Source organism: Sphingomonas desiccabilis, assembly GCF_004135605.1.
Lineage (GTDB): Bacteria > Pseudomonadota > Alphaproteobacteria > Sphingomonadales > Sphingomonadaceae > Sphingomonas > Sphingomonas desiccabilis.
Genome location: NZ_SDPT01000001.1, coordinates 597701 through 610111 on the forward strand (window position 1 = coordinate 597701; position 12411 = coordinate 610111).

A 12411-nucleotide genomic window follows, 5' to 3' on the forward strand; every position below is an offset into this window, starting at 1 on the left:
CTCAGGCAACCAGATGGTCTGTGGACGCCCGCAGCCGCTCGACATCGCGGCTGGGGGGTAGTCCCATGGTGCGGGCATATTCCCGGCTGAACTGGGAGGGGCTACCGTATCCCACCTGGAATCCGGCGGTGGCGGCGTCGAGACCCCGCGCGATCATCAGCCGCCGGGCCTCCTGGACGCGAAGCTGGGTGCGATAGCGCAGCGGGCTGAGCCCGGTCACGGTGCGGAAATGCTGGTGGAGGGCGGAGGGGCTCATGCCCGCCACCTCGGCCAGCGTGTCGATCGAGACCGGTTCGGCATAATGGTGCCGCAGCCACTGAAGGGCACGGTTGAGCTTGTCGCTCTGCGGCCCGCCCGCCATTTGCTGCAGCAGTTGCCCCGCGGGGCTGCGCAACAGGCGCCAGAGCAGCTCGCGCTCCAGCAGCGGGGCGAGGGCGTCCCGGTCTTCCGGGGCATCAAGCAACGCCAGCAGCCGGCAGGCGGCGTCGATCATCTCGGCGGTGGTTTCGCCCAGGATGAGCCCCGGGATCGGGCGGTCCTCTTGGCGATCCGCGATCGGGTGCTCGGCCACCATTTCGGCGACCCGCGCGGCATCCAGGTGCAGGACGAGGCAGAGATAGGGCGCGTCCGCACTCGCCTGGGTGACGGCGCCCACCACCGGCAGGTCGACCCCCGCGAGCAGGAAGCTGCCGGGATCATAGCAGAACCGGCTCCGGCCCAGCTGGGCTTCCTTGGCACCTTGCGCGACCATGCACAGCGACGGCGCATAGACGGTGGGCGTCGGCGTGGTCACCGCGGCGGATCGTATAAGCGTGACCGAGGGAAGCGCGGTATCCTGGAAGCCATCTTCCGGAGCGTGGCGCCCGATCAGCGCGGCAAGATCGGTGATGCGGTTCATGGCCTCCTTGCTTCCACGCGGGAGCTCCCTGCGCAAGCCGCCGAACGCCCGGATGGAGGATCGTGCAAGCATCACGGACTTCGCGTCTACCTCTCCTCGCGCCCGACGGGGCAAAAAGGCTGCGGGCCAGCGGCGGTCGCTGGCGGATGGAGGAAACACCATGTCCGACCTGAACGAGAAGACCATCCTGATCACCGGCGCCAGCAGCGGCATCGGCGAGGCTACCGCGCGCCTGCTGGCCGGTGCCGGCGCCCGCCTGATGCTGGGTGCCCGCCGGACCGATCGCCTGGAGCGGCTCGCCGCCGAGCTCGAAGCGGCCGGGGGCACGGTTGCATGGCAGCGGCTCGACGTGACCGATGCTGGCAGCTTCGCCAGCTTCGTGGGTGCCGCGGCCGAGCGCTATGGCCGCGTCGACGTGCTGGTGAACAATGCGGGCATCATGCCGCTGTCGCCGCTCGCGGCGCTCAAGACCGACGAGTGGGACCGGATGATCGACGTCAACATCCGCGGCGTCCTGAACGGCGTTGCTGCCGCGCTGCCATGTTTCGTCGAGCAGGGCTCGGGCCAGTTCGTGAACGTCGCCTCGCTCGCCGCGCACTATGTGGTGCCGACCGGCGCCGTCTATTGTGCGACCAAGTTCGCGGTGTGGGCGATCACCGACGGGATCCGGCGCGAGCATGACAACATCCGCGCCACGATCATCTCGCCCGGCGCGGTCGAATCCGAGCTTGCGGACGCCATCACCCACCTGGAGACGGCAAAGGCGATGGAAGTCTTCCGTGCGTCGATCCTGAAGGCGGACGCGATCGCCCGTGCGATCCTTTTCGCGGTCAGCCAGCCGGGCGATGTCGACGTCAGCGAAATCGTCGTTCGGCCGACCGCCAGCGACGCCATCTAGACCGCCCCGCCGCCGCTCGCCCAGGGCAGGGGCGTGCGGCGGCGCCCTCATGCGGCTGCGGCCGAGATCGCAAGGCCGGCGCGCCGTCGGTGGGCGGCGATGCAGGTGAGCACGCTGGCGACCACCAGCACGAACGCGGCCGCTTCGAGGGGGGTCGGCAGGCGCCGTTCCCAGGCGAAGGCGTAGAGCAGGCCGAACAGGGTCTCGAACAGGATCATCTGTCCGACCAGCGTGAGCGGCAGCAGCCGGCTCATCCGGTTCCAGAGCAGGTTGCCGCCGATCGACGCGAGAAGCGCGACCGCGATCGAGACGCCGGCATATTCGAGCCACGCCTGGGGCGCGTGGCTCAGCGGCTCGAGCAGCAGCGTCACCGGGATCAGGGCCGCTGCCTGGAGCCCCGTGACCACGCCGGTCAGCAGGTTCCAGTCCTGGGAGGAGATGTGAGCGAACCGGCCGAGCGAGCGGGTGTTGCCGATGGCGTAGGCCGTCCAGGACGTCAGCGCCCCGACGGCGAACAGGAGCCCCGTGACCGCGCCTGCGGCCGGTGCCGCGATCGCCTGCCAGCCGATGCAGACGGCACCTGCCACGCACAGCAGGAGGGACGGCAAGAGCTTTCGCAGCGGGACCGCGCCGGAATCGCGGCTGCCGATGATCGTCACGGGAACCGGCAGGAAGCCGAGCACGAGGGACGTCATGGCGATGCCGCCCGTCTGCACCGCAGTCGACAGCAGGACGTAATAGAGCGTGTTGCCAGCCAGCGAGAGCCAGGCAAGCGAGAGCCAGCCGCGCGCCGGCACCGCCGCGATCAGTGTACGCCAGCGGGAACCGATCAGCCCCGCCGAGATCAGCCCGAAGGCGAGATACCGTCCGATCGCGAGTTGAAGTGGGGTGAAGGCCCTCACGAGATCGGGAGCAAGAAACACCAGGCCCCAGAGCGCTCCGGCTCCCATGCCACAGGCGATCCCGAGAAACGTCCTGCTGGTGCCGGGAGCGCCGGCCGGGGTGCTGATCATTGTTCTCCTCGTCGCGAGTCCCATGGCCGATAGCACCGCCTCTGCGAGACGTTGCGCTTACTCTCGGCCTTCGATGCGACAAAGGCTCGCCAATGGTACCCGCGACTGCCCACCGCCGGATCGCCCAGGACCGGGTGACATTCGGGGCGGAGATCAGGATCCCTGATGCCGGCATGGCCCTTGCGCCGGGGCGCTGCTAGCGAGAGCTGGTCAGACCAAAAAAAGGAGAGGGAGACGATGCGGATCGGCCGGAGGGGATTGTTGGCGGCGGGCATGGTCGGAACGGCGGCCTCCGCCTTGCCGGGGCGCTCCCGCGCCGCACGGGCCGCGCCGGCATCGATGCTCGCGCCGACGCCGCCGATGGGATGGAACAGCTGGAACAGCTTCGCCACGACCATCACCGAGGCGCAGGCGCGAGAGACGGCTCGCATCATGGCCGACAAGTTGCTGCCGTTCGGCTATGATGTCTTCACCGTCGACATCCAGTGGTACGAACCCGACGCCGCGAGCTACACCTATAATGCGAAGCCGGTGCCGGCGATGGATGGCAACGGCCGGCTGCTGCCGGCACCGAACCGGTTCCCCTCCAGCGCGAACGGGCGTGGCTTCGCGCCCCTTGCGGCGGAGGTGCACGCCCTGGGCCTGAAGTTCGGCGTCCACCTGATGCGCGGCATCCCGCGCCTGGCGGTCGAGCGCAATCTTCCGGTGATGGGCACCAAGGTCCGTGCCGCCGACATCGCGGACACGGGCAGTACCTGCTCCTGGAACCCCGACATGTACGGCGTCGACATGCGGCGGCCGGGCGCACAGGCCTATTACGACAGCGTGTTCCGCCTGTTCGCGTCCTGGGGCGTGGACTTCGTCAAGATGGACGACATGAGCCGCCCCTATGACGCCCATGCGCTGGAGATCGAAGCCGCGCACAAGGCGATCGCGGCGAGCGGCCGGCCGATGCTCCTGAGCCTTTCTCCGGGGGAGACCCCGGTGACGCGCGGCGAGCACGTCCGTCGCTTCGCGCAGATGTGGCGGATCAGCGATGACTTCTGGGACGAGTGGCCGCTGCTGGAGGCGCAGTTCACCCGGCTGGAGAATTGGAATGCGTGGCGGCAGCCCGGCGGGTGGCCCGACGCCGACATGCTGCCGCTGGGGCGGCTCGCGCTCGGCGAGCGGAACACCAAGTTCACGCCGGACGAGCAGCGCACGCTGATGACGCTCTGGTCGATCGCGCGCTCGCCGCTGATCATGGGCGGGGACCTCAGGCACCTCGACGGTCCGACGCTGGCCTTGCTGACGAACCGCGAGGTGCTGGCGGTGAACCAGGCGAGCACGGACAACCGGCCGCACTTCCTGGCCGATGGCGTGCGGATCTGGTCCGCGCGCCCTGCGGACGGCGGCGGCCGCTATGTCGCGCTGTTCAACACCGGCAAGCAGGCGCGGGACATCACCCTCCCGCTCCGCGAAATCGGGTTGAGCGGCACCCAACGCGTGCGCGATCTGTGGGAAGGCAAGGCACTGCCACCCGCGAAGGATCGGCTCATCCGCCGTATCCCCTCGCACGGTGCCGGGCTCTACCGGGTCGGTTGAGCCCGCCCGGCCGGGCTCTGCGCGCGCACCGCCGCAACGCCCTGCAGGATGTTGTCCACCACGAACTGCGGCGCTTCGTGCGGCAGGCCGTGGCCGGCGGTCGCGGCGATGTTCTGGTGGGCGTTGGAGGAAAGCGCGAGGAACTGCTTCTGCATGCGCTGGCTGGCCTCTTCCAGGCGGATGGCGAGCGGCTCCGAAAGCCCAGGCACCATGCGGAAGCGCGGGCTGTGCGTCGCCACGATCACCGGCTTCTCGCCCAGCGTCTTCAGCAGACGCGCCTGTGCCGCGCTCGTACGCCAGTCGAGCCGTTCCTCGTTGCGGTTCGGCTCCTCGATCATGCCGGAGAGAAAGTCGCGCGTGTCGGTCAGCGGCTTCTCCTCCCCGGGTGCGGCAGCGGGCAGCATCGAAAGCCAGCTCGTCATCTGGTCCGGATGGGTGGAGGAGACGAGGACCAGCCCGGCCGTGTCGTTGGGAAAGCGGCTCGCGAACACCTGCGCGTGGAGACCGCCGATCGAATGGCCGATCAGCAGAAACGGACCCCGCACACCCGCTTCCTGCAAAACGGCGTGCAGATCGTTCGCCGCATCCAGGCTTGTCCGGATCCGCTCCGGCGCTCGGTCGCTGCTGCCCAAGCCGGCGCGATCATAGAGGCAGATCCGTGCGACGGGTGCGATCCGTTCCGCGATCCGTTGCCAGCCTGCGTCTTCGACGGGTGCGGTACCCATCCCGGCGTCCACGACCACCGTGGGCTCGCCGACACCCCGGCAATGGAGCCGGATCGCGAGGTTTCCGATGGCAAAGCGGCCGTCCACTTGCGGGGCTGGGCCTGCGGGTACCATCAGCGTCAGCGACGCAAGAAGGGCGGCAAGCAGGTCGTGCATCGCGCAGGGCTCCCGGTTGGACGCTGCAATCTACGCTGGCGCGAACAACCTGTCTCTAACCCTTGGCGAGGGGAAACGCCGCCACCCGAAGGTGACGGCGCCGTGCCTAATTCGCTCCGCGGCCGGTCTTTTCCTGCAGCGCATCGATGCGCTTGGAAGCCTCTGCCTTGGAGAGGCCTTGGTCGTATCCTTCGCCGGCCTCCTCACTCAGCGTCTTGAGGTAGGATGCCTGGGCACCGGTCATCGGCTCGTCACCAGTGGTCCAGTCGTCCGGGTCCTTTTCGGCGTTGGAAAAAGGCTCGCTCTTGGGGTTCTGGTCATTTGCCACGGGACATCTCCTTCCCCGGGACAAACGCCTTTGTTCTTACTCCGTTCCGGACCATGCTTCCATCGGAAGCGCCAGTGCCTCGGCCACCGCGGCATGCCGGATCTTGCCGCCCGACACGTTCAGTCCTGCTGCCAGGTGCCGGTCGGCCCGCATGGCGGCTTCGGCGCCGAGCTTCGCCAGGCGCATCACGAACGGCAGGGTCGCGTTGTTGAGCGCGAAGGCGGAGGTGCGGGCGACCGCCCCCGGCATGTTGGCGACGCAGTAGTGGATGACGTCCTCCTCGATGAACACCGGATCGTCGTGGGTGGTCGCGCGGGAGGTCTCGAAGCAGCCGCCCTGGTCGATCGCGATGTCGACCAGCACGCTTCCGCGCTTCATCGTGCGCAGCATCTCCCGAGTGACGAGCTTCGGGGCGGCGGCACCCGGGACCAGAACGGCGCCGATGACCAGGTGGGCGCGCGCCACCGCGGACGCGATCGCCGCGCGCGAGGCATAGGCGGTCTTGATCTGGCTGCCGAAATGGAGGTCGAGTTCCGCCAGGCGCTCGTTGCTGATGTCGTAGATGGTGACGTCCGCACGCTGGCCGACCGCCATCTGCGCCGCGTTGATGCCGGCGACTCCGCCGCCCAGGATCGCGACTCGTGCAGGTGCGACCCCCGGGACGCCGCCCAGCAGCACGCCGCGACCGCCCTGTTCCTTCTCCAGATAGTGGGCGCCGACCTGGATCGACATGCGGCCGGCGACCTCCGACATCGGCTTCAGCAACGGCAACGAGCCGTTGTTCGACGTCACCGTCTCATAGGCGATGCAGGTGGCGCCCGAACGCATCAGCCCCTCGGCCTGCGGCTTGTCCGCGGCCAGATGGAGGTAGGTGAACAGCGTGTGTCGCGGCTCCAGCAACGCGATCTCCGACGGCTGCGGCTCCTTCACCTTCACGATCATGTCGCTTTCGGCGAACACGGTCGCCGCATCCGCCACGATCCGCGCACCCGCCTCGACATAGTCCGAGTCGGTGAAGTCGATTCCGGCACCTGCGGACGTCTCAACGATGACCTCATGACCAGCCGCCGTGAGCTCCGCCACCGAGGGCGGGGTCAGTCCGACGCGATATTCGTGGTTCTTGATTTCCTTGGGAACACCGACGCGCATAAACCTCTCCGAAAAGGTAGATGACCCGCTATAGAACGGGTGGCCGGGCTTGTCCCGTTGCGACCGCATGTTGCGCGTGCTAACGGCCGGCGCTTTCACGGCGAAACGAGTAGCGTTCAGGCGATGGTCATGTTTCACGCGATCCTGCGATTGCCGCGCCCGTGAATCCCCCGGTTTCTGCCCCGACAGGGGCTGCCCTGCTGCCATCGGACCGCGTCGAGGACGGGCACGCCCATTCACGCGAGCAGGCAACGTGGAAGCTGATGCTAGGTGCCGTCGGCATCGTCTTCGGCGACATCGGCACCAGCCCGCTCTACGCGTTTCGTGAGACGTTCGACGGCCACCACAAGCTGGCGCTCGACCCGCTGCACATCATGGGCGTCATCAGCCTGATGTTCTGGTCGATGATGATCGTGGTGACGCTGAAATATGTGTCGATCATCATGCGTGCGGACAACAAGGGGGAGGGCGGCAGCCTGGCGCTGCTCGCGCTCGTCTCCGGTCGCACTCAGGGTAAGCGCTGGACCAGCGGCATCGTGCTGCTGGGGGTGTTCGCGACCGCGCTCTTCTATGGCGACAGCATGATCACGCCGGCGGTCTCCGTCCTTTCGGCGGTCGAGGGCGTCGCGATTGCAGCGCCCGCCTTCGGCGGCCTCGTCCTGCCGATCGCGGTGCTGATCCTGGTGGGCCTGTTTTCGATCCAGCGGGGCGGCACGTCGCGCGTCGGCGCCTTCTTCGGCCCGATCATGCTGTGCTACTTCACGGTCATCGCGGCGCTCGGCGTCGTCAGCATCGTCCAGACGCCGACCATCCTGCACGCGTTCCTGCCGACCTATGCGATCAGCTTCTTTGTCCATGATCCGCTGGCGGCATTTCTTGCACTGGGCTCGGTGGTGCTGGCGGTGACCGGCGCTGAGGCGCTGTACGCCGACATGGGCCATTTCGGACGCAAGCCGATCGCGTTCTCGTGGCTGTGGGTCGTGCTGCCGGCGTTGATGGCCAATTACATGGGGCAGGGCGCGCTGCTGATGCGCGAAGGCGCCGCGGCGCTGGAGAGCCCCTTCTACATGCTCGCGCCCGAAGGCTTTCAGCTGCCGATGGTGTTCCTGGCCACGGCCGCGGCGATCATCGCCAGCCAGGCGGTGATCTCCGGCGCCTTCTCCGTGACACAGCAGGCGATCCAGCTGGGTTTCATCCCGCGGCTGCGCATCGACCATACCAGCGCCGCCACCGCGGGGCAGATCTACATCCCGCTCATCAACTGGGCGCTGATGGTGATGGTGATCCTGCTGGTGCTCACCTTCCGCACCTCGTCCAACCTGACCGCCGCCTATGGCATCGCGGTGACGGGGGCGATGCTGATCGACACCTGCCTGCTGGCGGTGCTGCTGTTCGCGCTGTGGCGCTGGCCGGTCTACTACGCGCTGCCGCTGCTGGCCGTCTTCTTCCTAGTCGACGGCGCCTATTTCGCGGCCAACCTGACGAAGGTGCCCGACGGCGGCTGGTTCCCGCTGATGATCGGCATCATCGTCTTCGTGCTCCTCACCACCTGGGCCAAGGGGCGCAAGCTGATGATCGAGCGGCTGCGCGAGGCGGCGATGCCGATCAAGGTGTTCATCCAGTCGGCTGCGAACTCCGCAAGCCGGGTTCCGGGGACGGCGGTGTTCATGACCTCCACGCCCGATGGCGTGCCCCATGCGCTGCTCCACAACCTGAAGCACAACAAGGTCCTGCACGAGCGCGTCGTGCTGCTGACGGTGAAGATCACCGACGAGCCGTTCGTGGCCGAGGAGAACCGCGTGAAGGCCGACGACCTGGGGCAGGGCTTCCACCGGCTGATCCTGCGCTACGGCTTCATGCAGGATGCGGACGTGCCTGCCGCGCTTCGGCAGGTGAAGGTCGCGGGTGGTGACTTCCGGATGATGGAGACCAGCTTCTTCCTTGCCCGCCAGACGCTGCTGCCGTCGTCCCGGCCCGGCATGATGATCTGGCGCGAGAAGCTGTTCGCCTGGATGCTGCGCAACGCCGAAAGCGCGATGGAGTTCTTCCGCCTGCCCACCAATCGCGTGGTGGAGCTCGGCAGCCAGGTCGAGATTTGACCGGCGCCGCGCCCCCAGCCTCCGTGCCGGGCGCGCCGATCATCGTCTCGGCGTTGTTCGGGGCGGCGGATCATGCGGCGCTGGACGGGCTCCGCCGCCGCCACTTCCCGCCGGAGCGCAACCAGCTCCCCGCGCATCTGACGCTGTTCCACCATCTGCCGCCGCACCTGGCGCCCGAGCTGCGGCAGCGCCTCGCCGCGGAGACCCGCGGCATCGCGGCGCCGCGCGCCAGGATCGCGGGGCTGCGCAACCTCGGCCGCGGCGTCGCGCTGCGGATCGAATCGCCGGAGCTGGAGGAGATTCGCGCGCGCCTGGCAGACGCGTTTGCGATGCTGCTGACGCCGCAGGATCGAGCCGGCTGGCGACCGCACGTCACCATCCAGAACAAGGTCGAACCGGCAGAGGCGCGTGCGCTGCTGCACGCGTTGGAGGCCGATTTTCGTCCGCGTCCGCGTCCGCTCGCGATCGCCGGGCTGGCGAGCTGGTGGTATCGCGGCGGGCCCTGGGAGCCGATTTCCCGTCACATGTTCGCTTGACCGACGCGAAACGCCTTCGTATAGGCGCGCCCTCGCCACGGCGAGTGCCCATGGGGCGGAGTAGCTCAGTTGGTTAGAGCAGCGGAATCATAATCCGCGTGTCGGGGGTTCAAGTCCCTCCTCCGCTACCATTTCCCATTCAGAAGCAGGTGCGCGCGGATCGCTTCGGTCCGCCGGAACACTGTACCGCACCATCCGTTTCGCGCTCACCAAATTGGGAGACGAACATGCGGAAGCTGCTGATCACGATGAGTGCACTTGCGCTGGGGGCCATGCCCGCAGCCGGCATCGCGCAGACGATGACGCCCGAGCAGGTCGGCGCCGCGCCAATGAGCGGAACCCCGTCGGAAAACTATGCCGCCTGGGCGGCCGACAGCGACAAATACGAGATCCAGTCCAGCCGGATCGCTCTCTCGAAGTCCAAGAGCGATGCGACCAAGGCGTTCGCGCGCGAGATGATCGCGGATCATACCACGACCACCAAGGCGCTGATGGCGGCACTCCCGAATACGGAACCCAAGATCAAGCGCCCGCCGAGCGCCCTCTCGGAGCCGAATGCCGCGAAGATCGCCGCCCTGAAGGCTGCGGATGCCGACAGCTTCGACGCGCTCTACATGCAGCAGCAGGCCGAGGCGCACCGCGCGGCCTGGTCGCTGCACAAGGGCTACTCGACCGACGGGCAGGACCCGGCGCTGAAGCAGGTGGCGGACTCGGCCGTGCCGATCATCGAGAAGCACCTGGCGCATCTGCAGAGCGCACCGGGCGGCATGTGAGCCGTTCACGAGGGTGATCCGAAGGAGGGCTCGCCGGACCGGGGGCCCTCTTTTTTGGACAGGTCCGCCGGGCAGAACAATGGGTTGCGCGTCGCACGGTTGCGGTGCGGCGCATCTGGGCCTAGCGGATGCGGCATCATGACCGATCAGCCTCTTGCCGTCGCCCTCGTCTCGGGCGGCCTCGACTCCATGGTTTCCGCCGCGCTCGCACGCGAGGCGGGATATCGTCTCCTCGCGCTTTCGGTGGACTATAATCAGCGCCACCAGATCGAACTCGCCGCGGCCGGCCGAGTGGCCGCGGCGCTCGGTGCCGAACGGCACGTCACCTTGTCCCTGGACCTGTCCGCGTTCGGCGGTTCGGCGCTGACGGCCGATATCGCCGTCCCCAAGGACGGCGTGGCGCCCGGGATCCCGATCACCTATGTGCCGGCGCGCAACACGATCTTCCTGAGCCTCTCGCTCGGCTGGGCCGAGGCGGCGGGCGCGCGCGACCTGTTCATCGGCGTGAACGCGCTCGACTATTCGGGCTATCCGGACTGCCGTCCCGAGTTCATCGCCGGCTTCGAACACCTGGCAGCGCTGGCGACGAAGGCCGGCGTGGAAGGCGAGGGGTTCAAGATCCACGCGCCGCTCCAGCACATGACCAAGGCCGATATCGTGCGCGAGGGCACCCGGCTTGGGCTAGACCTGGGCATCAGCTGGTCCTGCTATGATCCGCAGGGCGACCTTCACTGCGGCCTGTGCGACAGCTGCCGGCTGCGCTCCAAGGGCTTCGAGGAGGCAGGCGTGCCGGATCCGACCCGCTACGCCACCGCCGCGGCCTGACAGGGACGCCGGGATCGTGAGCTACGCCGTCAAGGAGATGTTCCTGACGCTGCAGGGGGAGGGCGTGCATGCCGGTCGCCGGGCGGTGTTCGTGCGCTTCGCCGGGTGCAACCTGTGGAGCGGGCGCGAGGTCGACCGCGCCAGCGCCATCTGCCGCTTCTGCGACACCGACTTCGTCGGGACGGATGGCGAGGGCGGGGGCAAGTTCGCCGATGCGGCTGCCCTGGTCGCCGCGGTCGAGGGCTTCTGGGGGGCCGGCTTCGAGCGCCGGTTCGTCGTGCTGACGGGCGGGGAGCCCATGCTCCAGATCGACGATTCGCTGGTGGAGGCGCTGCACGCAGCCGGCTTCACCATCGCGATCGAGAGCAACGGCACGATCGCCGCGCACCCGGGAATCGACTGGGTCTGCATCAGCCCCAAAGCCGGCAGCACGGTGGTGCAACGCAGCGGCGATGAACTGAAGCTCGTATGGCCGCAGCCGGGTCTGGACCCGGCGGAGATTGAAGGCTGGAACTTCGCGAACTTCCTCGCCCAGCCGCTCGACGATCCCCAGGCAGACGCGAACCGCGAGGCGGCCGTAGCGCTGGTGCTCGCCCGGCCGAAGTGGCGCCTGTCTCTCCAGACGCACAAGCTGCTGGGGCTGCGCTGATCCGCAGCCCGGGTCCGGATCAGCCGAGCAGCGGATAGGCGCCGCAGCGCCTGTCCTGCCAGATGCCCTTCTTCCAGCATTTCGGCCGGGTGAGCGGCTCCACGTTGGTGAGCGGGCGCTGGTAGAAGCCGCCGGGGAACTGCTGCTCGCTGGCGGGAACCAGGCTGTTGCGCAGCTTGCGCATCTGCTGTTCCGCAAGCAGGCCGAACTGGCCCTTGGGCGTGAACACCGCCTCCTGGCCGATCTCGCCAGCTGCCTGGCAGAAGTTGAGCTGTGCCGACACCGTCGAGAAGCTCGAGTAGACGCGGGTGCCAAACTGGTCGAGCGCGGTCTGCCCTTCCTTCTTGGTCTTGGCATTGCGCTCGAAATATTTCGCCAGAACCTCATAGCTGCGCTTCAGCTCGTCCGCGTGCGTGTCGAGCAGATCATTGTAGTTGTTGAGCGTCAGCAGCGTGGGTTCGAACTGGCACTGGAGCGCGGCGACGTTGAGGCCGGCACGCAGGTTCCAGGCAAGGGCCGCGCGCAACTCGTCCCCGGTGGCGCCGGGAAGCGCCTGGACGGTGATGCCGGGCTCGGCGCCGGTCACGCGCGGGCCGGACAGCTCGGGCGACTTGAAGAAGAACTGCGCCGAGGCGGGGGCGGCGTAGGTCGCTGCGGCAAGGGCCGCGCCGGCGATCAGGGTTCGCACTGACTTCATGGGATCCTCTCAAGCGCCAATGCGGCGCCACGAGAAGGGGTTACGGGGTTTTGCCGTGCGTCGCCAAGACCCTTTTTGCTC

Annotated in this window: 13 protein-coding genes and 1 tRNA gene; 8 read left to right on the top strand and 6 right to left on the bottom strand. The window is 68.0% G+C overall.

Annotation, left to right across the window (positions count from 1 at the left end):
• Position 1 precedes the first annotated feature (1 nt).
• Positions 2 to 898, bottom strand: coding sequence for an AraC family transcriptional regulator (locus tag EO081_RS02790; protein WP_129340407.1), 897 nt, complete (start codon positions 896 to 898; stop codon positions 2 to 4).
• Between the two features lie 160 nt (positions 899 to 1058).
• Here EO081_RS02790 and EO081_RS02795 point away from each other — a divergent pair, with 160 nt between their 5' ends.
• The gene (locus EO081_RS02795) at positions 1059 to 1796 is read left to right on the top strand and encodes an SDR family oxidoreductase (RefSeq protein ID WP_129340408.1); all 738 of its coding nucleotides are present in this window, start codon (positions 1059 to 1061) and stop codon (positions 1794 to 1796) included.
• Between the two features lie 47 nt (positions 1797 to 1843).
• On the opposite strand, the gene EO081_RS02800 is transcribed toward EO081_RS02795, so the two are convergent.
• Entirely contained in the window at positions 1844 to 2809 is a 966-nt protein-coding gene (locus tag EO081_RS02800) for a DMT family transporter (RefSeq protein WP_129340409.1), read from the bottom strand.
• A gap of 237 nt (positions 2810 to 3046) precedes the next feature.
• On the opposite strand from EO081_RS02800, the gene EO081_RS02805 reads away from it, so the two are divergent.
• Complete coding sequence (locus EO081_RS02805; protein ID WP_129340410.1) at positions 3047 to 4393, top strand: glycoside hydrolase family 27 protein; 1347 nt, start codon at positions 3047 to 3049, stop codon at positions 4391 to 4393.
• On the opposite strand, the gene EO081_RS02810 is transcribed toward EO081_RS02805, so the two are convergent.
• From EO081_RS02810 to ald, 3 genes are all read right to left on the bottom strand, one after another.
• The gene (locus EO081_RS02810; RefSeq protein WP_129340411.1) at positions 4378 to 5274 is read right to left on the bottom strand and encodes an alpha/beta fold hydrolase; all 897 of its coding nucleotides are present in this window, start codon (positions 5272 to 5274) and stop codon (positions 4378 to 4380) included. The two genes, EO081_RS02805 and EO081_RS02810, sit on opposite strands and share 16 nt — an antisense overlap.
• A gap of 106 nt (positions 5275 to 5380) precedes the next feature.
• Entirely contained in the window at positions 5381 to 5602 is a 222-nt protein-coding gene (locus EO081_RS02815) for a DUF3072 domain-containing protein (RefSeq protein ID WP_129340412.1), read from the bottom strand.
• Between the two features lie 36 nt (positions 5603 to 5638).
• Entirely contained in the window at positions 5639 to 6751 is a 1113-nt protein-coding gene (gene ald, locus EO081_RS02820; protein WP_129340413.1) for an alanine dehydrogenase, read from the bottom strand.
• A 200-nt stretch (positions 6752 to 6951) separates the two neighbouring features.
• On the opposite strand from ald, the gene EO081_RS02825 reads away from it, so the two are divergent.
• From EO081_RS02825 to queE, 6 genes are all read left to right on the top strand, one after another.
• Positions 6952 to 8850 carry a potassium transporter Kup gene (locus tag EO081_RS02825; RefSeq protein WP_375781648.1) on the top strand — a complete coding sequence of 633 codons (1899 nt, stop codon included), beginning with the start codon at positions 6952 to 6954 and terminating at the stop codon, positions 8848 to 8850.
• Positions 8847 to 9386, top strand: coding sequence for a 2'-5' RNA ligase family protein (locus tag EO081_RS02830; RefSeq protein ID WP_165284461.1), 540 nt, complete (start codon positions 8847 to 8849; stop codon positions 9384 to 9386). The genes EO081_RS02825 and EO081_RS02830 overlap by 4 nt, the downstream gene beginning before the upstream one ends.
• A gap of 54 nt (positions 9387 to 9440) precedes the next feature.
• Positions 9441 to 9517 (top strand) — tRNA-Met (locus EO081_RS02835).
• A gap of 96 nt (positions 9518 to 9613) precedes the next feature.
• On the top strand, positions 9614 to 10159 hold the full coding sequence (locus tag EO081_RS02840) for a DUF4142 domain-containing protein (protein ID WP_129340415.1): 546 nt from the start codon (positions 9614 to 9616) through the stop codon (positions 10157 to 10159).
• A gap of 138 nt (positions 10160 to 10297) precedes the next feature.
• Positions 10298 to 10984: a 7-cyano-7-deazaguanine synthase QueC gene (queC, locus tag EO081_RS02845; RefSeq protein ID WP_129340416.1), complete on the top strand. Its 687-nt coding sequence runs from the start codon at positions 10298 to 10300 to the stop codon at positions 10982 to 10984.
• Positions 10985 to 11000: 16 nt separating this feature from the next.
• The gene (queE, locus tag EO081_RS02850) at positions 11001 to 11633 is read left to right on the top strand and encodes a 7-carboxy-7-deazaguanine synthase (RefSeq protein ID WP_129340417.1); all 633 of its coding nucleotides are present in this window, start codon (positions 11001 to 11003) and stop codon (positions 11631 to 11633) included.
• 19 nt (positions 11634 to 11652) lie between these two features.
• Here the strand turns inward: queE and EO081_RS02855 are convergent, their stop codons facing one another.
• Positions 11653 to 12330 carry a hypothetical protein gene (locus EO081_RS02855; protein ID WP_129340418.1) on the bottom strand — a complete coding sequence of 226 codons (678 nt, stop codon included), beginning with the start codon at positions 12328 to 12330 and terminating at the stop codon, positions 11653 to 11655.
• Positions 12331 to 12411: the final 81 nt, after the last annotated feature.

Bases quoted from the DNA above. Each gene is read 5' to 3' on its own strand.
- EO081_RS02790 (WP_129340407.1), bottom strand. From the start codon at position 898: ATGAACCGCATCACCGATCTTGCCGCGCTGATCGGGCGCCACGCTCCG.
- EO081_RS02795 (WP_129340408.1), top strand. From the start codon at position 1,059: ATGTCCGACCTGAACGAGAAGACCATCCTGATCACCGGCGCCAGCAGC.
- EO081_RS02800 (WP_129340409.1), bottom strand. From the start codon at position 2,809: ATGATCAGCACCCCGGCCGGCGCTCCCGGCACCAGCAGGACGTTTCTC.
- EO081_RS02805 (WP_129340410.1), top strand. From the start codon at position 3,047: ATGCGGATCGGCCGGAGGGGATTGTTGGCGGCGGGCATGGTCGGAACG.
- EO081_RS02810 (WP_129340411.1), bottom strand. From the start codon at position 5,274: ATGCACGACCTGCTTGCCGCCCTTCTTGCGTCGCTGACGCTGATGGTA.
- ald (WP_129340413.1), bottom strand. From the start codon at position 6,751: ATGCGCGTCGGTGTTCCCAAGGAAATCAAGAACCACGAATATCGCGTC.
- EO081_RS02840 (WP_129340415.1), top strand. From the start codon at position 9,614: ATGCGGAAGCTGCTGATCACGATGAGTGCACTTGCGCTGGGGGCCATG.
- queC (WP_129340416.1), top strand. From the start codon at position 10,298: ATGACCGATCAGCCTCTTGCCGTCGCCCTCGTCTCGGGCGGCCTCGAC.
- EO081_RS02855 (WP_129340418.1), bottom strand. From the start codon at position 12,330: ATGAAGTCAGTGCGAACCCTGATCGCCGGCGCGGCCCTTGCCGCAGCG.